Here is a 21,817-nt window from a genome sequence, read left to right as displayed (position 1 = left end):
ACGCGCATTTAAGGTTGAAAAATCCTTCACGTCCCGGGCTTTGCCCTTGCGAGGACGGCCCGGATCGGAAACGCTTCCCTTTCCCCCCGGCCGGGCTTCCGGGCCGCCTGGGAAGACCGACGATGCTTGCCCCCGCCGAGTTCGACGCCCTGGTCGACCTGATCTACGAAGCCGCCGTCGTGCCCGAGATCTGGCCGGAGGTGCTCGACCGGATCGCCGCCGCGACGGGGTCCATCGGGGCCATCATCCTCGCCGAGGGGCGGCACGGCCCCCGGTGGCGCGCCACCGGCGCCCTCCTGACGCACCTGCCGGAGGCGATCGCCACCGGCCTGATGGCGGTGAACCCGCGCCCGGGCCGCGCGCTGGCGCTCGGCCATTCGGGCTTCGTCCACGACCTCGACCTGTTCACCCATGCGGAGATGGACGCGGACCCGATGTACGGGTTCCTGCGGGCCCGCGGCCTCGGCTGGTGCACCGGCGTCGCCATCCCGACGGTGGGGGAGGATGCCGTGATCTTCTCCTGGGAACGGGCCTTCGCGGCGGGGCCGTTCACGCCGGAGACCGTGCGCGCCCTCGATCCCCTGCGCGCGCACCTTGCCCGCGCCGGGCTGATCGCCGCCCGCCTCGGGCTGGCGCAGGCCCGCAGCGTCGTCTCGGCCCTCGACCTGCTCGGCCTGCCGGCCGCGGTCCTGTCACCGGGGAACCGGGTGATCGCCGCCAACGGCCTGTTCGCCGGCCTCGTGCCCTCCGTCGCCCAGGATCGGTCCGATCGCGTCCACCTGACGGACCCGCGCGCGGACGGCCTCCTCGTCCGCGCGCTCGCGGCGCCGGTGCAGGCCGGCGACCCGAACACCGTCGCCTCCATCCCGATCGCGGCGCGGGCCGATCGCGGTGCGATGATCGCCCACCTCGTGCCGGTGCGCGGGGCCGCCCGCGACGTGTTCGCCGCCGCGGCGACGATCCTCGTCGTGGCGGATCTCCGGCAGGGCCGGGCCCTTCCGGCGGAGCTGATGCAGGGATTGTTCGACCTCACCCCCGCCGAAGCGCGCGTCGCCCGCGGGCTGACGAACGGGCACACGGTCGGCACGCTGGCCGACGTGCACGGCGTCTCGTCGGCGACCATCCGCACGCAGCTGAAGGCGATCTTCGCCAAGACCGGCACCGCCCGCCAGGCCGACCTCGTCGCGATGCTCACCGGCGCGGCGATCGGGCGCGACCCGACCTGACCTTCGGGATCCCGCGGAACGCGCGCGCGGTGGTGCAAAACGCGTTTCGATATGGCAGACCGTCATCATGAAGATCGACGGCCGACCCTACAGGACTATCTTCCCCGACGCGGACGGCGTCAGCGTCCAGGTGATCGACCAGACCCGCCTGCCCTTCGCCTTCGAGCTGCAGCGGCTGGCGAGCCTCGACGACGCCGCGCGCGCGATCCGCACCATGGTGGTGCGCGGCGCGCCGCTGATCGGCGTGACCGCCGCCTACGGCCTGGCCTTCGCGATGCGCGAGGATGCTTCGAATGCCGGCCTCGACCACGCGGTGGCGGCGCTGGCCGCGACCCGCCCGACGGCGATCAACCTGCGCTGGGCGCTCGACCGGGTCGCGGGGAACCTGCGCCAGGTCCAGGCGCCCGAGCGATTCGCCCGCGCCTTCGCCGAGGCCGGCCGCATCGCCGAGGAGGACGTGGCGAGCTGCCGCGCCATCGGCAACCACGGCGTCGGCCTGATCGCCGAGATCGCGCGGCGGACTGGCCGGACGGTCAACGTCCTGACCCATTGCAACGCCGGCTGGCTCGCCACCGTCGACTGGGGCACGGCGCTGGCGCCGATCTACGTCGCGCACGAGGCCGGCGTGCCGGTCCACGTGATCGTCGACGAGACCCGGCCCCGCAACCAGGGCGCGGCGCTGACCGCGTTCGAGCTCAACGGCCACGGGGTGCCGCACACCGTCGTCGCCGACAACGCCGGCGGCCACCTGATGCAGCACGGGCAGGTCGATCTCTGCATCGTCGGCTCGGACCGCACCACCGCGTCGGGCGACGTCTGCAACAAGATCGGCACCTACCTGAAGGCCCTCGCCGCCCACGACAACGGCATCCCGTTCTACGTGGCGCTCCCGTTCTCGACGATCGACTGGACCCTGCAGGACGGCGTCGCCGAGATCCCGATCGAGGAGCGCGACGCGCGCGAGGTCACCCATCTCACCGGGCGGCTCGAGGATGGCGGCTTCGCCACGATCCAGGTGGTCTCGCCGGGCAGCCCGGTCGCCAACCCGGCCTTCGACGTCACCCCCGGCCGCCTCGTCACCGGCCTGATCACCGAGCGCGGCATCGCGCCGGCCGACGCCGAGGGCCTGCTCGGCCTCTATCCCGAGCGCCGCCGCGCCGCCTGAGCGGCGACCCGTCGACGAGCGCGCCCATGGCTTCGCCCTTCGCCTGCCAGCGGCACCTGTTCGAGGTGCCGGCGGAGGTCGCCTACCTCGATGCCGCCGCCTGGACGCCGCTTCCGCGCAGCGTGCGCGAGGCGGGCGAGGCCGGCATGCGGGTGAAGAGCCTGCCCTGGGCCCATCCACGCTCCGAGGTGCCGCCCTGGACCGAGCGGGCGCGCTGCGCGGCGGCGGCCCTGATCGGCGCTCCGGCGGACGCCGTCGCCGTCGTCGGCTCGGTCGCCGACGCCATCGCGATCGCGGCGCGGGCGATCGCACCGGTGCCGGGCGGGCGCATCCTGCGCGTCGCCGAGGAGTTTCCGTCGCTCTGCCTGGCCTTCGACCGCCTCGCCGCGGAGGCCGGCATGGTGGTCGAGGCGGTGCCGCGCCCGGGCGACGGCGACTGGACGGCGGCGCTCCTCGAAGCGATCGCCCGCCCCGGTGCGCCGCCGCTCGCGGTCGCGACCGTCACGCCGCTGCACTGGGCGGACGGGACAATCATCGACCTCGACCGTCTCGCCCCGGCCGTCCGCGCGGCCGGCGCCGCCCTGGTGGTGGACGCGACCCAGGCGGTCGGCGCGATGCCGATCGACGTGGCTCGGTTGAAGCCCGATTTCCTGGCCTTCCCGACCTACAAGTGGGTGCTCGGCCCCTACAGCCTCGCCTTCCTCTACGCCGCACCGCATCGGCGGGAGGGACGGCCCCTCTCCGAGCATGCCGGGAACCGCCCGCCGGTCGTGGGCGCACGCCGCTACGACCGCGGCGAATGCCACGATCCGGTCGGCCTGCCGATGGCGGCCACGGGCCTGGAACTCGTAGCGGGCTGGGGCGTGGCGGCGATCGAAGGCCGGCTCCGGGACTTGACCGACCGCCTCGCCGAAGGCGTTCAGGCCCTCGGCCTCGCGGTCCCGCCGCGCGCGCTGCGCAGCCCGCACATCCTGGGCGTCACGGTGCCGGGTGCCGACGCCGAGGATCTCGTCGCGCAGCTGCGGAGGCGGAACGTATTCGTCAGCGCCCGGCTCGGCCGCCTGCGGATCAGCCCGCACGTCTTTGTCAACAAGGTCGACCTGTGCCGCGTCCTGGCGGCGCTGGAGGCGGTGCTGCCCGGTCGCGGCTAGAAATCGGCCCGCGGTCGGGCAGGAATGTCAGCGCCCGGGGCTCGTCGACCCGGCGGTGGCGAGGTTGCGGCGGGTCTCGGCCTGGCCGCTGACGTCGCCGAAATACTTGGTCGAATCGCCGAGCTGCACCGAAGGCTGGCAGTACGGCGTGCAGGAATACGAGTTCCGCTCCTCGGCGCCGCGCTGGATGGTGATCACCGAAGCCTGCGAGGCTTCCACCCGGATCGTTGTCTCGGCCAGCATCGCGCCGGCGGCGTCGAGGGCGATCAGGTTGGTTGCGCCGAAGCTCTTGCCGGTCAGCACCAGCACGCCGTTCTTCTGCAGCGTGACGTCGGCGATGATCGGGTTTCCGACGATCACCGTCTGCGTGCGCTCGGGCAGGCGCATGACCTTGGCGTTGTCGACCATCACCGTGACGACGGGCAGGGTTTCCGCCCGCAGCGCGGGGGCCGTCGCGAAGGCGAGCGCGGCGGTGAGGGCGACGCCCGGCAGGCGCTTGGCCGAGCGGGCACGGGACGGGCGGTGGGGCTGGGTGAGGCGCATCGGCTGCTGAGACTCATCAATACGCTGGAGGCGCGTCGCGCGGGCGTGGTGCCTGCAGAGCGGTGCGACGCGCCGAGGCGCGCATCCCGTTCGCCTCCAGGCAACACCTTATTGGTGAAGGAACCGCTAAGCCGGTGCCGTGGCGGAGCGCCGAAGACTTGACGCTTTCTTCACCATGCGGGCGGTCGTGCCTCGATTTAGCGCTTTCGCGGACTGACTTAACCGAATGGCAAGGCGGGTTCGGCATCCTCCATCTGCCGCCGATCGAAACAACAGATCTTCGACGGTTACCTCGCAAGTGTTTCGACCAAGGATTGCAGCCATGAAGACCATGTTCAAGAACTTCGCATCGGACGAGTCCGGCGCCACCGCGATCGAATACGGCATGATCGCCGCCCTCGTCGCCGTGGTCATCATCGGCGCGCTGACCACCATGGGCTCCAAGCTCAAGAATACCTTCAACGGCGTCTCGAACCAGCTCGCTAACGGTTAGGCTTGGCGTCCATCGGAAACGGCGCAGTCGGCGGCAACGTCCCGGTCTCCCGGCCCTCCCACGGGAGGCGGCCAGGGGATCGGGGCTCGGGCCGACGGACCGTCACGGCGGACACGGGCCGTAAGTCGGGGTGCGGTGCGTCCCTCGCGGGCGCGCATGCCCTGCCCCGCCGCGGGCCAAAGCCGATCCCGCCCCTGCGGGATCGGCTTCGCGTCGTCCGCGATCTCGGGCCCGTGCGTCCGGGCGCGACCTCGGTCGGAATTTGCGGTTTCTTCACGCCCGCGCCCGACACTCGCGACTTGGACACCCCATCGACGGTCGAATCGACCGCGATCGCAAGGATGATGGCAACGGTCATGGCAAGCGTGATGGCTAGCACCGGTCTGGCGAGCTTCGGCCTCCTGATCGTCTTCCCGTTCTTCATGGCCTACGCCGCGGCGAGCGACCTTCTCACCATGCTGATCCCGAACCGGATCTCGCTGGCCCTCATCGCCGGCTTCTGCGTGGTCGCCGCCACCGGCCTGTTCAGCCTTCCCGAGATCGGGATGCATCTCGCGGCCGGCGCGCTGGTGCTCGCCGTCACCTTCACCCTGTTCTCGCTGGGCAAGATCGGCGGCGGCGACGCCAAGCTCGCGGCTTCGACCGCGCTCTGGATCGGGTTCGACCAGCTTCTCGACTACCTGCTCGTCGCCTCGATCCTTGGTGGGGCGCTGACGCTGGCGATCCTCCTGGCGCGCAGCCATCCCCTGCCCTCCGTCGTCGCCCGCCTGCCCTTCGCGCTGCACCTACACGACGCGAAGACCGGCATTCCCTACGGGATCGCGCTCGCGGCCTCCGCGCTGGTGATCCTGCCCGAGACACTGGTCTGGACCCGCGCCCTCGGCGGCTGAGCCCCGAACCGAGCTGCCAGCGGCACCGACTGACGATGAAGATCGGCGCGACGGGCGGACGACCGCGTTAGGCGGCCGGAACCGCGTCATTCACCGTGCCGTCCGGTCAGACCGTCCTCGGACAGCGGACGAAACGCGATGGTTATGCCTTCTTAACCCTAATTTGAGGAATTCGGCCCTAACGTCGGTCAACGGGCGGCAACCCTGCCGTTCCATGCTTTGGCCCGACGATGAAACCAGCGCGTCTTGCCGTCCTCGCCATCGCCCTCGTCGCGGGCGGAGGAGCGGCTTTCCTGATGAGCGGCGGCGATCCGCCGCCCCCGCCCGTCGTCAGGGTCGAGGCGCCCGCGCCGCCGACGACCGAGGTGCTGGTCGCGGCCGCCGAGCTGCCCATGGGTCAGGTGCTCCAGGTCGCCGACCTGCGCTGGCAGAAATGGCCCGACGACGCGCTGACCCCCGGCTACATCACCCGCAAGGACGTGCCGAAGGCGCTGGAGGAGACGGCCGGCGCCACGATCCGCTCGGCCTTCCTGGCCGGCGAGCCGATCCGCCCGCAGAAGCTCGTGCGGCCCGACAGCGGCTTCATGGCCGCGATCCTGCCCTCCGGGATGCGCGCCGTCGCGATCGTCACCGACAGCCGCGGCACCAACTCGGCCGGCGGCTTCATCCTGCCCAACGACCGGGTGGACGTGATTCGCACCTTCCGCGACGAGGACAATTCCAAGGCGACCGGCAGCGACGTGCAGGTCTCCCAGACCATCCTCACCGACGTGCGCGTGCTCGCGGTCGGCCAGCTGATCCAGGAGAAGAACGGCACCAACGTCGTCACCGGCGAGACCGCGACCCTCGCCCTGACCCCCAACCAGGCCGAGAAGATCACGCTGGCCCAGAAGGTCGGCTCCCTCTCCCTCGCCCTGCGCAGCCTGGCCGATTCCGGCCGCCCGCCGGAAGCCGAGGCCGCGCCTCAGGAGGCGGCCCTGACGGTGATGCGCTTCGGCGTCAGCCGGCAGCAGACCCGGTGAGCCCCCCGATGCCCGAACCGCACGACGAGGTGCAGCCGATGACGGATTCCGGACCGACGCTCGCCGGCCATCCCGCGAGCCCCCTCACCCATCCTCTGGCGAGCCCGCTCGCCGGCCTGCTCGCCCTGCTGACGGCCTTCGGCACTGCTCCGTCGGCGGCGCAGGAGCGCGCGGTGCTCGGGCCCGCCCCGGTCCTGTCCGTCGGGCAGGCGGAGGCGAGCACGACCCGCAAGATCGAGCTGACCGCGGGCCGCTCCGTGATCGTCGACCTGCCGCGCGACGCCAAGGAGGTGTTCGTGGCCAACCCGGCGGTGGCCAACGCGGTGGTGCGCTCGACCCGCAAGGTCTTCGTCATCGGCATGGCCGACGGCGCGACCTCGATCTTCATCCTCGACGCGGAAGGCCACCAGATCGCGGCGCTCGACGTGACGGTGGCGCGCGACCTCAAGCTCGGGGCGCTGCGCCAGCTCCTGGGCCAGAGCATTCCCGGCGGCCGCTTCGACGTGCGCGTCACCGGCGATTCGATCCTGCTGTCCGGCTCGGTCGGCTCCTCGTCCGAGGCGCAGCAGGCGATCGACATCGCCAACGCCTTCGTCGGCGTGTCCGGCGGCGCCGCCGGCGGTGGCGGCGCCGGAGCCCGCGGCGCGGTGATCAACAACCTGACGATCCGCAACAAGGACCAGGTGATGCTGCGCGTCACCGTGGTCGAGGTCGCGCGCACCGTCCTCAAGCAGTTCGGGATCAACCTCAGCGGCAGCTGGTCGGGGCTCAACCTCGCCAACGTGACGCCGCTCTCGCTCTCGGGCGGCCAGTTCCCGGCCGGGAACCTGCTCTCGGGCACGATCAACGGCACCGGCGGCGCGAGCATCACGGCGACGCTGCGTGCGTTCGAGCAGGCCGGCGTCTCGCGCGTTCTCGCCGAGCCGACGCTCACCGCGATCTCGGGCGAGTCGGCGAACTTCACCGCCGGCGGCGAGCTGCCGGTCCCGTCGAGCCAGAGCTGCACGCCGAGCCTCGTCGCGGGGACCCAGCCGACCTGCGTCGTCGGCATCTCCTTCAAGCCCTACGGCGTCACCCTCAACTTCACGCCGGTGGTGATGGCCGAGAACCGCATCTCCGTGCGCGTCGGCACGTCGGTGAGCGAGATCGACCCGCAGAACTCCTACTCGTTCGTCAGCGGCAACACGACCTCGGCCGTTCCGGGCCTGACGGTGCGCAAGTCCGAGACGACGGTCGAGCTCGCCTCGGGCGCCACGATGATGACCGCGGGCCTGATCCAGCAGAAGAGCAAGGCGGCGATCAACGGCCTGCCCGGCCTCGTCAACCTGCCGATCCTCGGTGCCCTGTTCCGCTCGCGCGACTACCAGCGGCAGGAGACCGAGCTGATGATCATGGTCACCCCCTACATCGCCAAGGCGATGGAGCCCCGGCAGGTGACGCGCCCCGACGACGCCTTCGTCGACGCCACCGACGGCCAGGCCATCCTGCTCGGGCAGATCAACCGGGTCTACGGCACCGCCGGCACCGCTCCGCTCGGGCGCGGCTATCGCGGCCGCGTCGGCTTCATCACCGACTGATCCTCGCCCCGCGGTGCCCCGCCCCGCGCGACTTCCCTCCTCCGCCCCGGCGTCGCCCCGCCCCAGGACCGAACCGATGACGTTGCCCGGCCTGCCCTCCCCCGCCCGACGCACCCTGGCCCTCGCCATGCTCGCCGCCTCCGTCGGCGGCTCGCTCGGCGCCTGCCATTCCGACCGTGCCGTCACCGGCTCGATCGCGCCCGCCGACTATCGCGCCCGCCATCCGATCGTGCTCGCCGACGGCAGCCGCGTCCTCGACGTGTTCGTCACCGGGGTCGGGCACCTCGACCCGCGGCAGGCCGCCGACATCGACGCGTTCCTGCTGGAATATCGCCGCTACGGCCGCGGCAGCCTCGTGATCGACCTGCCGCGCGGGGTGGCCCCTTCCGTCGGCGCCGGCGTCGAGCGCACCGCCGCCGCCATCCGCCGGCTCGGCGCCGAGGGCGGCGTGCCGGCCCGCGAGATCGTGGTCTCCGGCTACCCGGTCGCCGATCCCGGCCTCGCCAGCCCGATCCGCCTCAGCTTCCACCGCATGGAGGCGCGCGTCGCCGACAAGTGCGGGCTGTGGCCCCAGGACCTCGGCGAGAGCAGCCCGATCGCGAACTTCCGTAATCAGCCGTCGTGGAACCTCGGCTGCTCCACCCAGGCGACGATCGCCGCCCAGGTCGCCGACCCGGTCGACCTGGTGCGCGGGCGTCCCGAGGGCCGCATCGACACGATCCGCCGGGTCAAGGACATCGGCCAGCTTCGCGAGGGCAAGGATCCGTCAACCGCCTGGCGCCAGGATGGCAAGACGAGCGTGAAGTCCTCGGTCAGCGAGTGAGCCGCCGCGCGGCGCCACGCCCCGGCTCCGCCGACCCAGAGACCCAAACGTTAAGACTTAAGACCTAGACCCCAGACTCAAGCTCCCGAACCCGAAGGCCTCGTCATGGCGGACCACCCCGAGACATCTGAGCGGATGATCGCCCCGGTGCCCCGGATCACGATCCAGGCGTTCTGCGAGGTCGCGGAGACCGCTGCGATGATCGAGAGCGCCGGGACGGACCGGCGCATGCAGAAGGCCCACCTCAAGGTCCAGATGGGGGGCGGCGCGGCCGCGGTCGAAGCCTACCGCCACGCGCCGACCCCCAACGTCATCATCATCGAGACGCAGGGTCCGAAATCCCGGCCGATGGAATGCCTCGACGCCCTCGCCGAGGTCTGCGACGCCGGCACCCGGGTGCTCGTCATCGGGCACGTCAACGACGTGACGCTGTATCGCCAGTTCATCCAGCGCGGCGTCAGCGACTACCTGATGGCGCCGGTCGAGCCGCTGACGCTGATCGCCTCGCTCTCGGACCTGTTCGCCGCCCCCGGGGTCAAGCCGGTCGGGCGGACCATCGCGGTCTACGGCGTCAAGGGCGGCATCGGCGCCTCGACGGTCGCCCACAACCTCGCCTGGTCGATCGCCCGCGGCCAGGGCGCGCAGACGGTGATCGCCGACCTCGACATCGCCTTCGGCACCGCTTCGCTCAACTTCAACCAGGATCCGCCCCAGGGCGTCGCCGAGGCGGTGTTCGCGCCCGAGCGCCTCGATTCGGCGCTGGTCGAGCGCCTGCTCTCGAAGTGCAGCGACCAGCTCAGCCTGCTCTCGGCGCCGGCGAGCCTCGACCGCACCATCGACCTGTCCGAGCCGGCCTTCGACGCGCTGATCGACCACCTGCGTGCGGCCGTGCCCTGCATCGTCCTCGACGTGCCGCACCAGTGGTGCGCCTGGTCGAAGCGGGTGCTGACCGGGGCCGACGAGATCCTGATCGTCGCCGGCCCCGATCTCGCCAGCCTGCGCAACGCCAAGAACCTGCTCGGCGCGCTGCAGCAGGGCCGGCCCAACGATGCGCGGCCCCGGGTGATCCTGAACGGCGTCGGGGTGCCCAAGCGTCCCGAGATCGGCGCGGCGGATTTCACCAAGGCGCTGGAATCGCCGCTCGTCGCCAGCATCCCGTTCGACCCGGCACTGTTCGGCACCGCCGCCAACAACGGCCAGATGATCGCGGAGGTGCAGGCCGGCTCGAAGGCCGCCGAGATCTTCGCCGACCTCGCCGCGGCGATGCTGGGACGGCCGGAGGCGAAGCGCGCCCGTCCCAACCTGCTCGAGCCGCTCCTCGCGAAGCTCGCGCGCCGGAAGGCGTCCTGATGCCGATGCTCTCGCGGGCCGCCGTGCCCTCCCCGGCGGGCGATGCGGCCCACGCGCGCCTCGCAGCCAGATGCGCGCGGACGCCTGCGCGCCCGTCCTTTCCGACGCGATCCGAGGATTCGTCCCATGTTCGGTAGGAGGCAGGGTACCGCGGCGGCGCCGGCTGCAGCACCGCCGCCGGCCGCCCTGCGCGCGACCGCGCCGGTGCTGGTGCAGGAGAACGTGGCCGGCAAGCGCATGGATGCGTCGCCCGCCGTGGTGGCGCAGGACAACCCGCGCTCGGAGGATTACTACCGCACCAAGAGCATGATCTTCGGCGCGCTGATCGAGGCGATCGACCTCGCGCAGCTCTCGCGCCTCGAGCCCGATGCGGCGCGCGAGGAAATCCGCGACATCGTCTCGGAGATCATCGGCCTCAAGAACATCGTGCTGTCGATCGCCGAGCAGGAGGAGCTGCTCGACGACATCTGCAACGACGTGCTCGGCTACGGCCCGCTGGAGCCGCTGCTCGCCCGCGACGACATCGCCGACATCATGATCAACGGCGCCAACCGCGCCTTCATCGAGGTGAACGGCAAGATCCAGCTCACCAACGTGCGCTTCCGCGACAACCAGCAGCTGATGAACATCTGCCAGCGCATCGTCAGCCAGGTCGGGCGCCGGGTCGACGACGCCTCGCCGATCTGCGACGCGCGCCTTCCGGACGGCTCCCGCGTCAACGTCATCGCGCCGCCGCTGGCCATCGACGGCCCAGCCCTGACCATCCGAAAGTTCAAGAAGGACAAGCTCACCCTCGACCAGCTCGTGCGCTTCGGCGCGATCTCGCCGGAGGGGGCGGAGATCCTGAAGATCATCGGCCGGTCGCGCTGCAACATCGTCATCTCCGGCGGCACCGGCTCGGGCAAGACCACCCTGCTGAACTGCCTCACCGCCTTCATCGAGCACGACGAGCGCGTCATCACCTGCGAGGACGCGGCGGAGCTGCAGCTTCAGCAGCCGCACGTGGTGCGCCTGGAGACGCGCCCGCCCAACATGGAGGGCCAAGGCCAGGTCACCATGCGCGACCTCGTCAAGAATTGCCTGCGCATGCGGCCGGAGCGGATCATCGTCGGCGAGGTGCGCGGGCCGGAGGCGTTCGACCTGCTGCAGGCGATGAACACCGGCCACGACGGCTCGATGGGAACGCTGCACGCCAACTCCCCGCGCGAGTGCCTGTCGCGCATCGAGTCGATGATCTCGATGGGCGGCTTCACCCTGCCCTCCAAGACGCTGCGCGAGATGATCTGCGGCTCGATCGACGTCGTGGTGCAGGCCACCCGCCTGCGCGACGGCTCGCGCCGCATCACCCACATCACCGAGGTGCTCGGGATGGAGGGCGACGTCATCACCACCCAGGACGTCTTCCTGTTCGACATCGTCGGCGAGGATGCCAATGGCAAGCTGATCGGGCGCCATCGCTCCACCGGCGTCGGCCGGCCGAAATTCTGGGAGCGGGCGCGCTACTACGGGCTGGAGCGGCAACTCGGCGAGGCGCTCGACGCCGCCGCCGAGGCGTCGGGTGCGCTGTGAACGCCGCCGCGAACGTCCCGCTCGCCGTCGGGCTGGTCTTCGTGACCACGCTCGCCCTCGGCTACGTCTTCCTGATGCCGCTGCTGATGGGCGAGCGGCGGGCGACGCAGCGCCTCAGGACGATCAGCGCCTCGGCCGCCGGCAACGCGATCCGCGGCGTCACCGTGAACCGGCGCGAGCAGGTCGCGAAGACGCTCGGCGAGATCGAGGCCAAGGCCAAGGGCGCCGCCAAGGTGACCCTCGAGCTCAAGATCGCGCGGGCCGGCCTGGCGTGGTCGGAGCGGACCTACTGGATGATCTCCGCGGGCCTCGCGGTGGTGGTCGGCCTGCTGGTGCTCATGATCACCGCGAGCCCGATCGCCGGGCTGGGGGGGACCTTCGTCGGCGGCCTCGGCGTGCCGATGTTGCTGCTGCGCCACCTGCGCAAGCGCCGCATCGCGAACTTCACGAAGGAGCTGCCCAACGCCGTCGACGTGGTGGTGCGCGGCATCCGAACCGGCATCCCCGTCAGCGACTGCTTCCGCATGGTCTCCCGCGAGGCCGAGGAGCCGGTGCGCTCGGAGTTCCGGGTCGTCATCGAGACCCAGGCGTTGGGCCTGTCGCTCGGCGAGGCGGTCTCGCGGCTCTACGAGCGGGTCCCGGTGCAGGAGGTGAACTTCTTCGCGATCGTGATCAACATCCAGCAGCAATCGGGCGGCAACCTCTCCGAGGCGCTCTCCAACCTGTCGCGGGTGCTGCGCGAGCGTCGCAAGATGGCCGGCAAGGTCCAGGCGATGAGCATGGAGGCCAAGTCCTCCGCCGGCATCATCGCCGCGCTTCCGTTCTTCGTCGCGGGCATCACGTACTTCACCAGCCCGGATTACATCTCGATCCTCTGGACCACCAATTTCGGCAAGCTCGCGCTGCTGGGCTCGGCGATCTGGATGAGCATCGGCATCCTCACCATCAAGAAGATGATCGCGTTCGACATCTGAGCCCGCCTGCGGCCCGCGCCGTCCGGCAGCCCGGATCGCGCCGCGCCGGGCTCGATCACATCCGGTCGTCACCCGAAGCCCGACGGCCCTTTCGCGGAAGCCCATCGCCATGATCGACCTCATCGCCGATAAGGTCTTCGACCCGCGCACCATGGGCATCGCGCTGACCGCGGTCGCCGTGGCGGCGACGGCCTTCGCCGTGGCGCAGCCGTTCCTCGAGAGCGACAACCTCGGCAAGCGGATGAAGCTCGTCAGCGACGAGCGCGAGATCATCCGGCGGCGGGAACGCGAGCGCCTCAACACCAAGGCGACGCTGCGGATCGAGCCCAAGGCCTACATGAAGCAGGTCGTCGAGCGGTTCGACCTGCGCCGCTGGCTCGGCACCGACACGGCCAAGCGCAAGCTCCTGATGGCCGGCTATCGCGGCCAGCAATCCGAGACGACGTTCCTGTTCTTCCGCCTCGTCATGCCGATCTCGGCGACGCTGGGCTCGCTGTTCTACCTGTTCGTGCTGGAGGCGCTGGACCAGCCCTACCTGATGCGCCTCGGCATCGTCATCGCCTGCGCCTACGGAGGCATCAAGGCGCCGGAACTCTACCTCGTCAACAAGTCGAACAAGCGCAAGGCCGAGATCAAGCTCGCCTGGCCCGATGCCCTCGACCTGACGCTGATCTGCGTCGAATCGGGCATGGCAATCGAGCACGCCTTCCGGAAGGTGAGCACCGAGATCGCCGCCACCTCGGTGGTGCTGGCGGAGGAACTCGCCCTGATGACCGCCGAGATGTCGTTCCTGCCCGATCGCCGGCAGGCCTACGAGAACCTCGCGATGCGCGTCGGCCTCGAGCCGGTGAAGGCCGTCGTCACGGCGCTGATCCAGGCCGAGCGCTACGGCACCCCCATCGGCCAGGCGCTGCGCGTGCTCGCGCAGGAGAGCCGCGACCAGCGCATGAACGAGGCCGAGAAGAAAGCGGCCTCGCTGCCGCCGAAGCTGACCGTGCCGATGATCCTGTTCTTCCTGCCGGTGCTGTTCGTGGTGATCATCAGCCCGGCGATCATCCAGGCGATGCGCTGACGCCCGAGGGGCGCCGCTCCCGCCCGGCGTCGGCCACCTCGGCTCGGAAGCGCTCGCGGCGCGCGTTCTTCGAGGCCGATGCGGGCAAGCATTCGCCCCCGCAAATCCTTGACAGATCGCGTGCCGATCCCCTATCCACCGGGCACAACGCGCGGCTTCCTCGCAGAAGGCCGTGCGTTTCGCGTTGCGGCGGCCCTTCGGGCGGATCGCGACGAATGCATAAGAAGTCGGTCCAGGGCGCGTCCCGGAGGCCGTTCGAACCACGAGAGAGACGATGTTCGCAGTCATCAAGACGGGCGGCAAGCAGTATCGCGTTGCCGAGAACGACACCATCACCATCGCCAGCCTCGAAGGCGACGAAGGTTCCGCCGTGACCTTCGGCGAGGTCCTGCTGTTCACCGACGGCGACGCGACCCAGGTCGGCGCGCCGCTCCTGTCGGGCTTCAGCGTCACCGGCGAGATCGTCTCCCACGGTCGCGACAAGAAGGTCATCGCCTTCAAGAAGCGCCGCCGGCAGAACTCGCGGCGCAAGCGCGGCCACCGCCAGCACCACACGGTCGTGCGCATCACCGGCCTCTCGGCCGGTTCGAAGAGCGCGTAAGGGCGACCCCGCCCCCACGCGATCCGCACGTTCCGATCCCACGTCATTCGAAAGACTGAACCATGGCACACAAAAAAGCAGGCGGCTCGTCCCGCAACGGCCGCGACTCGGCCGGCCAGCGCCTCGGCGTGAAGAAGTTCGGCTCGGAAGCCGTAATTCCGGGCAACATCATCGTGCGCCAGCGCGGCACCAAGTGGCACCCCGGCACCAATGTCGGCATGGGCAAGGATCACACCCTGTTCGCGCTGACCGAGGGTCGCGTGGAGTTCCAGACCAAGCGCGGCCGCGCCTTCGTGGCGGTGGTGCCGCTCGCGCAAGCGGCAGAGTAGACGGCGGGCGCCTCGAACAGGCGAAGCAGGCCCCGCCGGTGTCCCACACCGAACCGGCGGATCTGTTTCTCGCATCCTGGCCACGAGGCCGGGGGGTCGAACGGAAGACGCGGGGGAGGATGGGGCGCCATCCTCCCTTTCGTCGTCTCAGCGCAACGGTCCTCCGCTACGGAGGATCGCGGCGGAGGAGCCCGAACGATGTTCCCCGATCTGACCCGCGACGACGTCTTCCGGATCGAGACCCGCAGCCTGTGGCTGCGCTGGCCGCGCGCCAAGGACGTGGACGCGATCGTGCGGCTCGCGGGCGACCGGTCGGTGGCCGAGATGACCGCGCGGATCCGCCACCCGATCGACCGGATGGAGACCGAGACCTTCGTGCTGGAGGCGCGGCGCTGCAACGCCGCCGGCGAGGGCCTGGCGATGGCGGTCTCGCTCCGGTCCGACCCGGACGGCCTCGTCGGGTTCGTCGCTATCCGCGCCGACGCGGCGACGGAGGGGGCCCGCCTCGGCTACTGGCTCGGCCGGCCCTTCTGGGGCCGCGGCCTCGCCACCGAGGCCGCCGAGGCGATGGTTCACGCCTACTTCGCCTATGCCGGCGGCTCGGTGCTGTCGGCGGATGCGCGGGTGGAGAACCCGGCGTCGCGCGGGGTGCTGGAGAAGGTCGGCTTCGTCCGCACGGGAACGGCGACGGATTATGTCCCCGTCCGCGGCTGCGACCTGACATCCGATCGCTTCCGGCTCGACCGCGCCGCGTGGTCGGCCCGGTTCGGGGTCTCCGGCTGCGACCGGGCAGCCTGACGAAGCGATCGGCCCGGCGCCCTTGACGTCGCCGGACGGATCGATCGGAATCGATCCCTCGCCGTCTCGGCCCAAGGCCGAAGCGACGGGGTTCGCGGCGGAGCTGCGCAGCGTGCGCGACGCCGATGGACAGGGCCGCATCGCCGCGGCGTGAACGAGACGGGGCGGGCCGGTGGCCCGCGCCCCGACATGAAGACGAGCGACACCGTGAAATTCCTCGACGAAGCCAAGGTCTATGTCCGTTCCGGCGACGGGGGCGCGGGATGCGTCGCGTTCCGGCGCGAGAAGTTCATCGAGTTCGGCGGCCCCAACGGCGGCGACGGCGGGCGCGGCGGCGACGTCTGGGTCGAGTGCGTCGAGGGCCTGAACACGCTGATCGACTATCGCTACCAGCAGCACTTCAAGGCGCGGAAGGGCGAGCACGGCATGGGCTCGAACCGCCACGGCGCCAACGGCGCCGACGTGGTGCTGAAGGTGCCGGCCGGAACCCAGATCCTGGCGGTCGACGGCGAGCACCTGATCGCCGACATGACCCAGGTCGGCCAGCGGGTCCGGCTCGCCAAGGGCGGCAACGGCGGCTTCGGCAACGCCTACTTCACCACCTCGACCAACCGCGCCCCGAAGCACGCCAATCCGGGTCTGGAAGGCACCGAGCAGTGGATCTGGCTGCGCCTCAAGCTCATCGCGGATGCCGGCCTCGTCGGGCTGCCGAACGCCGGCAAGTCGACCTTCCTGGCCACCGTGACCTCGGCCAAGCCGAAGATCGCCGACTATCCCTTCACCACCCTGCATCCGGGGCTCGGCGTCGTGCGCTCGGATGCCCGCGAGTTCGTGCTCGCCGACATCCCCGGGCTGATCGAGGGCGCGCACGAGGGCGTCGGACTCGGCGACCGGTTCCTGGCCCATGTCGAGCGCTGCCGGGTGCTGCTGCACCTCGTCGACGCCACCTGCGAGCATGCCGGCAAGGCCTACAAGATGGTCCGGCACGAGCTGGAGGCCTACGGCGAGGACCTCGCCGGCAAGCCCGAGATCGTGGCGCTTTCCAAGGCCGACGCGATCGACGCCGACACCCTGAAGGAGCAGGTCGCCCGCCTGAAGCGCGCCGCCAAGCGCAAGCCGCTCGTCCTGTCCTCGGCCTCGGGCCAGGGCGTGCCGGAGGCGCTGCGTGCGCTCCAGGGCGAAATGGATGCCGCCGCCGAGGCCGATCGGGTGCCCGAGGCGGCCTGGCAGCCGTGATGACGGGGGTGATCGGGTCGGTTAGCATCGCCCGAGGTTGTTGAACCTGCGGAGGTTTCGATGACGGAAGCGCTGATCGTCCTAAACGACGAAGCCTTCGCTCTTGCGCATGAACTCGCGGAGCGCGCCGGCACCACGGTCGACGAGGCGGTGGTCACGGCGTTGCAAGAGCTCGACCGCCGCGTCGCGACGGTCAACGATGACCTGACACCGACGCAACGTGCCGAACGGGACGTGATCCGAGCGCTGGTCCGCGAGGCGCGGGCACATCGCATCGCGAACGTCCCCACCGATCATGATTACCTCTACGACGAGTACGGCCTGCCGGTATGATCGCGCTCGACACCTCGGCGATCGTCGCGATTGCGATGGAAGACCCTGAAGGCGAGCGTTTCGACACGCTGGTCGCCAAGAATCGGGCGATCATCGGAACCCCGACGTTGCTCGAGGCCAGGATCGTGCTGGGCTCGCTGATGCCGGGTTTTGCCGAGGATTTTTTGGAGGTCCTGATCCTGCGGACCACGGTGCAGCCGGTCGCCTTCACGTTCCAGAGGTACCGCATGGCATCCGATGCCTTCCAGCGCTTCGGGAAGGGACAAGGGCATCCGGCGCGGTTGAACTTCGGCGACTGCCAATCCTACGCCGTCTCCAAAGCCCACGATGCGCCCCTCCTGTTCAAGGGTGACGACTTCGTCCACACCGACCTCGTCCCAGCTTACGTCCCGGCGTCATGACCCCCTCCCTCGATCAATTCCGCCGCGTCGTCATCAAGGTCGGCTCGGCCCTGCTGGTGGACCGCGCCCGCGGCCGGCTGCGGCACGCCTGGCTCGCGGCGCTCGCCGAGGACATCGCCGACCTGCATGCCCGCGGGGTCGACGTGCTGGTGGTGTCCTCGGGCAGCATCGCGCTCGGGCGCACCGTGCTCGGCTTCGCGCCGGGGGCCCTGCGGCTGGAGGAGAGCCAGGGCGCGGCCTCGGTCGGGCAGATCGCGCTGGCGCGGCACTGGGCCGAGGCGCTGGGCCACCACGGCATCGTCGCCGGGCAGATCCTGGTGACGCCGCAGGACACCGAGGAGCGCCGCCGCTACCTCAACGCGCGAGCGACCGTGCTCAAGCTCCTGGAGATGCGCGCGGTTCCGGTGGTCAACGAGAACGACACGGTGGCGACCTCCGAGATCCGCTACGGCGACAACGACCGGCTCGCCGCCCGCGTCGCCACGATGATCGGGGCCGACGTGCTGGTGCTGTTCTCCGACATCGACGGCCTCTACACCGCCCCCCCGAATGCCGACCCGGACGCGCGCCACCTGGCCGTGGTCGAGCGGATCACGCCCGAGATCGAGGCGATGGCCGGCGGTCCCGCCTCGGAGCTGTCGCGGGGCGGCATGCGGACCAAGGTCGAGGCCGCCAAGATCGCGGTGTCGGGCGGGACCCACCTGATCATCGCCGACGGGCGCGAGAAGAACCCGCTCCGCAGCGTCGTCGCGGGCGGCCGCTGCACCTGGTTCCTGTCCGGTTCCACGCCCACCGCAGCGCGGAAAACCTGGATCGCCGGGTCGCTCGAGCCGCGCGGCACCCTGGTGATCGACGACGGCGCGGCGCGCGCGCTCGACGGTGGGGCGAGCCTGCTGCCGGTCGGCGTCTGCGGCGTCGAGGGCAGCTTCGGCCGAGGCGACGCCGTGCTGATCCGCGACCGCGCCGGGCGGGTGCTGGGCCGCGGCCTCGTCGGCTACGACAGCACGGAGGCGGCGCTGATCCAGGGGCGCCCGAGCACGCAGATCGCCGACCTGCTCACCTACCCGGGACGCGCCTGGATGGTGCATCGCGACGACTTGGCGATGTTCTAGAACCGATCGCGCAGCGTCCATGACTGGATACGAGCGCTTTCGAAACGTTCCGATCTTTGCCGCGGCGCTTGTTTCGTGCTGCCCGAGGATGCAGATAAGTCGCAGCTTCGTAGGCGGCTCGGGGAAGGCCGCCGACCTGGGATGATGCCCGTGCCAGTCCTGAACATGCGATCCGGCTTCGCGTCGGCCGACGACCTCGCCGAGCAGATGAACGGCATCGGCCGGCGCGCCCGCGCCGCCGGCCGCAAGCTGGCGCTGGCCTCGGCCGAGACCAAGGACGTGGCGTTGCGAGCCATTGCCGAGCGCCTGCGCGCCGACCGCGCCGTCATCCTGCGCGAGAACGCCCGCGACGTCGCCGCCGCGAAGGCCGCCGGGCAGAGCCAGGCGCTGATCGACCGGCTGACCCTCGACGAGGGCCGCCTCGCGGCGATCGCCGACGCGGTCGAGAAGATCGGTGCGCTGGCCGACCCCGTCGGGCGCCAGGTCGCGGCCTTCGAGCGCCCGAACGGGCTGCTGATCGAGCGCATCGCCGTGCCGCTCGGCGTCGTCGGCGTGATCTTCGAGAGCCGCCCGAACGTCACCGCCGATGCCGGCGCGCTCTGCCTCAAGGCCGGCAACGCCGCGATCCTGCGGGCCGGCTCGGACAGCCACCGCAGCGCCATGGCCATCGCCGAGGCGATGCGGGCCGGGCTCGAGGCCACCGGCCTGCCCGCGGACGCGATCCAGATCGTGCCGACGAAGGACCGCGCCGCGGTCGGCGCGATGCTCGCCGGCCTCGACGGCTGCATCGACGTGATCGTGCCCCGCGGCGGGCGCGGCCTGGTCGAGCGCGTCCACGCCGAGGCGCGGGTCCCGGTCTTCGCCCACCTCGACGGCATCTGCCACGTCTACGTCGCGGCCGCCGCCGACCTCGGCATGGCCCGGACCATCCTGCTCAACAGCAAGATGCGGCGCACCGGCATCTGCGGCGCCACCGAGACGCTGCTGGTCGACCGCGCCTGCGCCGGCACCCATCTCGCCCCCCTCGTCGCCGCCCTGCTCGACGCCGGCTGCGCGGTGCGCGGCGACGCCGACGTGCAGGCGGTGGACGGTCGCGTCACGGCGGCGACCGAGGCCGACTGGCGCACCGAGTACCTCGACGCGATCATCTCGGTCCGCGTCGTCGACGGGCTCGAGGCGGCGATCGAGCACATCGAGACCTACGGCTCGCACCACACCGACGCGATCGTCACCGAGGACGGCGACGAGGCCGTCCGCTTCCTCGCCGAGGTCGATTCCGCGATCGTGGTGCACAACGCCTCGACCCAGTTCGCCGATGGCGGCGAGTTCGGCTTCGGCGCCGAGATCGGCATCGCCACCGGCCGCATGCATGCCCGCGGCCCGGTCGGCGTGGAGCAGCTCACCACCTTCAAGTACCGGGTCCACGGCAGCGGCCAGACGCGCCCGTGAGCGGCGCGGTCTCGCCTGCCGTGATCCGCGCCGTTGCGTGAGGGCGCGCTGCCGCCCGCGTCGCCGGGGATGCGGATCGGCCTGTACGGTGGCTCGTTCAACCCGGCGCATGCCGGCCACCTGCATGTCGGCACCATGGCGCTGCGCCGCCTGCGCCTCGACCGGGTGTGGTGGCTGGTCACGCCCGGAAACCCGCTGAAGCGCGGGCGGCCGATCGCGCCGCTCTCCGAGCGCTGCGCGCAGGCCGCCGCGGTGGCGAAGGGCGATCCGCGGATCGCGGTGACCGGGTTCGAGGCGGCGATCGGCGCCCGCTTCACCCGCGACACCCTGCGCTGGCTGGTGCGGCGGCGGCCGGGCATCCGCTTCGTCTGGATCATGGGGGCCGATTCGCTGGCGAGCTTCCATCGCTGGAAGGGCTCGGCCGAGATCATGGGCCTGATGCCGGTCGCGGTGATCGACCGCCCCGGCCACACCCTCAGCGCGCCGGGCGCGCGGGCCGCCCGACGGTTCTCCGCCGCCCGCATCCCGGAATCGGACGCCTCCGCCCTGCCGGGCATGGCGCCCCCGGCCTGGGTGTTCCTGCACGGCCCGCGCTCGCATCTCTCCTCGACGCAGATCCGCGATGCGCGGAGCGGCACCGGGGAACCTTGAATTACCGCCCGGAACCGGCCAAAGTCGTCGGTTCAACGCAGGCGCGCGTCGCCACTGCCGATATCCGAGGAATCAGGACGCTGTCCGAGTCGCTCCACACGGGAACCCAGGGTTCCGAGACCGCCGCCCTGGCCAGGGTCGAAGACCTGAGGACGCTCGTGCTCGGGTGCCTCGACGAGATGAAGGCCGAGGAGACGATCGCCATCGATCTCGCCGGCAAGACCTCGATCGCCGACACGATGATCATCGCCTCCGGACGGTCGCAGCGTCACGTCGGCTCGATCGCCGACCACATCACGCAGGAGATGAAGGCTAAGTCCTTCGGCACCGCCCGCGTCGAGGGCATGCCGGCCTGCGACTGGGTGCTGATCGATGCCGGCGATATCCTCGTCCACATCTTCAGGCCCGAGGTGCGCGGCTTCTACAACCTCGAGAAGATGTGGGGCTCCGACCGCCCCTCGGGCGTCTCCGCCGACTGAACGCCGACCCGTTGCGCCTCCTCGTCGCCGCGATCGGGCGCCTCAAGAACGGGCCCGAGCGGGACCTGACCGCGCGCTACCGCGAGCGCGCGGCCCAGCTCGGTCGCGGCCTCGGCTTCCCCGCCTGCGACATCGCCGAGATGGTCGAGAGCCGTGCGCGGCGTGCCCCCGACCGCTGCGCCGAGGAGGCGTCCGGGCTGCTCGCCCAGGTGCCGGCCGGCGGCGTCCTCGTCGCCTACGACGAGCGCGGCCGCGCCGACCTGCCGAGCGAGCGCGTCGCCGAGCGCATCCGCGACTGGCGCGATGCCGGGCGCCCGGCCCTGGTGGTCGCCATCGGCGGGGCCGACGGGCTCGATGCCGCCGTCCGGGCCCGGGCCGACCTCACCCTGTCCTTCGGTGCCGCGACGCTGCCTCACGGCATCGTGCGCGTGCTGGCGCTCGAGCAGCTCTACCGCGCCCTCACGATCCTGGCGGGCCACCCGTATCATCGCGGCGATCCCGACGGGTGAATGCCTCGCGTGCGCCGCAATGCTGGATGAGACCTGCGCTGATGAACGGAGCCGGCAAACGCAC

Annotated in this window: 24 protein-coding genes; 23 read left to right on the top strand and 1 reads right to left on the bottom strand. The window is 71.1% G+C overall.

The genetic code is table 11. From position 1 onward, the window contains the following. The first annotated feature begins 122 nt into the window (after nt 1-122). The 3 genes from ACFZ8E_RS11345 to ACFZ8E_RS11335 all read left to right on the top strand — a co-directional run bounded on the left by ACFZ8E_RS11345 (nt 123) and on the right by ACFZ8E_RS11335 (nt 3,542). Nucleotides 123-1,226, top strand: coding sequence for a helix-turn-helix transcriptional regulator (locus ACFZ8E_RS11345; RefSeq protein WP_405042799.1), 1,104 nt, complete (start codon nt 123-125; stop codon nt 1,224-1,226). A 67-nt stretch (nt 1,227-1,293) separates the two neighbouring features. Further along, nucleotides 1,294-2,391 (top strand): S-methyl-5-thioribose-1-phosphate isomerase, encoded by a 1,098-nt coding sequence (gene mtnA / locus ACFZ8E_RS11340; RefSeq protein ID WP_243937587.1) that lies wholly within the window; start codon nt 1,294-1,296, stop codon nt 2,389-2,391. A 26-nt stretch (nt 2,392-2,417) separates the two neighbouring features. Continuing rightward, on the top strand, nt 2,418-3,542 hold the full coding sequence (locus ACFZ8E_RS11335) for an aminotransferase class V-fold PLP-dependent enzyme (protein ID WP_405042798.1): 1,125 nt from the start codon (nt 2,418-2,420) through the stop codon (nt 3,540-3,542). 27 nt (nt 3,543-3,569) lie between these two features. Here ACFZ8E_RS11335 and ACFZ8E_RS11330 read toward each other — a convergent pair whose 3' ends face one another. Beyond that, nucleotides 3,570-4,085: a pilus assembly protein N-terminal domain-containing protein gene (locus ACFZ8E_RS11330; protein ID WP_405042797.1), complete on the bottom strand. Its 516-nt coding sequence runs from the start codon at nt 4,083-4,085 to the stop codon at nt 3,570-3,572. Nucleotides 4,086-4,407: 322 nt separating this feature from the next. Between ACFZ8E_RS11330 and ACFZ8E_RS11325 the strand changes: the two genes are divergently transcribed. The 20 genes from ACFZ8E_RS11325 to rlmH all read left to right on the top strand — a co-directional run bounded on the left by ACFZ8E_RS11325 (nt 4,408) and on the right by rlmH (nt 21,753). After that, a complete protein-coding gene (locus tag ACFZ8E_RS11325; RefSeq protein WP_243934818.1) occupies nt 4,408-4,578 on the top strand; it encodes a Flp family type IVb pilin in 171 nt (56 codons plus the stop codon). 368 nt (nt 4,579-4,946) lie between these two features. Continuing rightward, complete coding sequence (locus ACFZ8E_RS11320) at nt 4,947-5,468, top strand: prepilin peptidase (protein ID WP_405042796.1); 522 nt, start codon at nt 4,947-4,949, stop codon at nt 5,466-5,468. Between the two features lie 230 nt (nt 5,469-5,698). Further along, nucleotides 5,699-6,490 carry a Flp pilus assembly protein CpaB gene (gene cpaB / locus ACFZ8E_RS11315; protein WP_243947766.1) on the top strand — a complete coding sequence of 264 codons (792 nt, stop codon included), beginning with the start codon at nt 5,699-5,701 and terminating at the stop codon, nt 6,488-6,490. Nucleotides 6,491-6,528: 38 nt separating this feature from the next. Further along, the gene (locus ACFZ8E_RS11310) at nt 6,529-8,067 is read left to right on the top strand and encodes a type II and III secretion system protein family protein (protein WP_405044373.1); all 1,539 of its coding nucleotides are present in this window, start codon (nt 6,529-6,531) and stop codon (nt 8,065-8,067) included. Nucleotides 8,068-8,143: 76 nt separating this feature from the next. Beyond that, complete coding sequence (locus ACFZ8E_RS11305) at nt 8,144-8,890, top strand: CpaD family pilus assembly protein (protein WP_405042795.1); 747 nt, start codon at nt 8,144-8,146, stop codon at nt 8,888-8,890. 105 nt (nt 8,891-8,995) lie between these two features. Then, the gene (locus tag ACFZ8E_RS11300; protein ID WP_147726599.1) at nt 8,996-10,240 is read left to right on the top strand and encodes an AAA family ATPase; all 1,245 of its coding nucleotides are present in this window, start codon (nt 8,996-8,998) and stop codon (nt 10,238-10,240) included. Nucleotides 10,241-10,366: 126 nt separating this feature from the next. Beyond that, nucleotides 10,367-11,809, top strand: coding sequence for a CpaF family protein (locus ACFZ8E_RS11295; RefSeq protein WP_147726600.1), 1,443 nt, complete (start codon nt 10,367-10,369; stop codon nt 11,807-11,809). Further along, on the top strand, nt 11,806-12,783 hold the full coding sequence (locus ACFZ8E_RS11290) for a type II secretion system F family protein (RefSeq protein WP_243934821.1): 978 nt from the start codon (nt 11,806-11,808) through the stop codon (nt 12,781-12,783). The genes ACFZ8E_RS11295 and ACFZ8E_RS11290 overlap by 4 nt, the downstream gene beginning before the upstream one ends. 109 nt (nt 12,784-12,892) lie before the next feature. Next, nucleotides 12,893-13,855, top strand: coding sequence for a type II secretion system F family protein (locus ACFZ8E_RS11285; protein ID WP_147842125.1), 963 nt, complete (start codon nt 12,893-12,895; stop codon nt 13,853-13,855). Nucleotides 13,856-14,129: 274 nt separating this feature from the next. Next, entirely contained in the window at nt 14,130-14,456 is a 327-nt protein-coding gene (gene rplU / locus ACFZ8E_RS11280) for a 50S ribosomal protein L21 (RefSeq protein ID WP_147726603.1), read from the top strand. 62 nt (nt 14,457-14,518) lie between these two features. Next, on the top strand, nt 14,519-14,785 hold the full coding sequence (gene rpmA, locus ACFZ8E_RS11275) for a 50S ribosomal protein L27 (RefSeq protein ID WP_147726605.1): 267 nt from the start codon (nt 14,519-14,521) through the stop codon (nt 14,783-14,785). Between the two features lie 198 nt (nt 14,786-14,983). Continuing rightward, on the top strand, nt 14,984-15,583 hold the full coding sequence (locus ACFZ8E_RS11270; RefSeq protein WP_405042794.1) for a GNAT family N-acetyltransferase: 600 nt from the start codon (nt 14,984-14,986) through the stop codon (nt 15,581-15,583). A gap of 207 nt (nt 15,584-15,790) precedes the next feature. Continuing rightward, a complete protein-coding gene (obgE, locus tag ACFZ8E_RS11265; RefSeq protein WP_243934928.1) occupies nt 15,791-16,819 on the top strand; it encodes a GTPase ObgE in 1,029 nt (342 codons plus the stop codon). Between the two features lie 60 nt (nt 16,820-16,879). Beyond that, nucleotides 16,880-17,152 carry a type II toxin-antitoxin system VapB family antitoxin gene (locus tag ACFZ8E_RS11260; RefSeq protein WP_405042793.1) on the top strand — a complete coding sequence of 91 codons (273 nt, stop codon included), beginning with the start codon at nt 16,880-16,882 and terminating at the stop codon, nt 17,150-17,152. Continuing rightward, a complete protein-coding gene (locus ACFZ8E_RS11255) occupies nt 17,149-17,553 on the top strand; it encodes a type II toxin-antitoxin system VapC family toxin (RefSeq protein WP_405042792.1) in 405 nt (134 codons plus the stop codon). The genes ACFZ8E_RS11260 and ACFZ8E_RS11255 overlap by 4 nt, the downstream gene beginning before the upstream one ends. Further along, nucleotides 17,550-18,665: a glutamate 5-kinase gene (gene proB / locus ACFZ8E_RS11250; RefSeq protein ID WP_405042791.1), complete on the top strand. Its 1,116-nt coding sequence runs from the start codon at nt 17,550-17,552 to the stop codon at nt 18,663-18,665. Before ACFZ8E_RS11255 ends, proB begins: the two co-directional genes overlap by 4 nt. Nucleotides 18,666-18,815: 150 nt before the next feature. After that, nucleotides 18,816-20,114, top strand: coding sequence for a glutamate-5-semialdehyde dehydrogenase (locus ACFZ8E_RS11245; protein ID WP_147726613.1), 1,299 nt, complete (start codon nt 18,816-18,818; stop codon nt 20,112-20,114). Between the two features lie 33 nt (nt 20,115-20,147). Next, on the top strand, nt 20,148-20,765 hold the full coding sequence (locus tag ACFZ8E_RS11240) for a nicotinate-nucleotide adenylyltransferase (protein ID WP_279603602.1): 618 nt from the start codon (nt 20,148-20,150) through the stop codon (nt 20,763-20,765). Between the two features lie 80 nt (nt 20,766-20,845). After that, entirely contained in the window at nt 20,846-21,244 is a 399-nt protein-coding gene (gene rsfS / locus ACFZ8E_RS11235; RefSeq protein WP_405044372.1) for a ribosome silencing factor, read from the top strand. An 11-nt stretch (nt 21,245-21,255) separates the two neighbouring features. After that, nucleotides 21,256-21,753, top strand: coding sequence for a 23S rRNA (pseudouridine(1915)-N(3))-methyltransferase RlmH (gene rlmH / locus ACFZ8E_RS11230; protein WP_147842120.1), 498 nt, complete (start codon nt 21,256-21,258; stop codon nt 21,751-21,753). The last annotated feature ends 64 nt before the right edge of the window (nt 21,754-21,817 follow it).

This window comes from Methylobacterium sp. HMF5984 (assembly GCF_045033435.1).
Taxonomy (GTDB): domain Bacteria; phylum Pseudomonadota; class Alphaproteobacteria; order Rhizobiales; family Beijerinckiaceae; genus Methylobacterium.
Note: the sequence above shows the minus strand (reverse complement) of the source record. Positions and strands in the feature narration are given on the sequence as shown.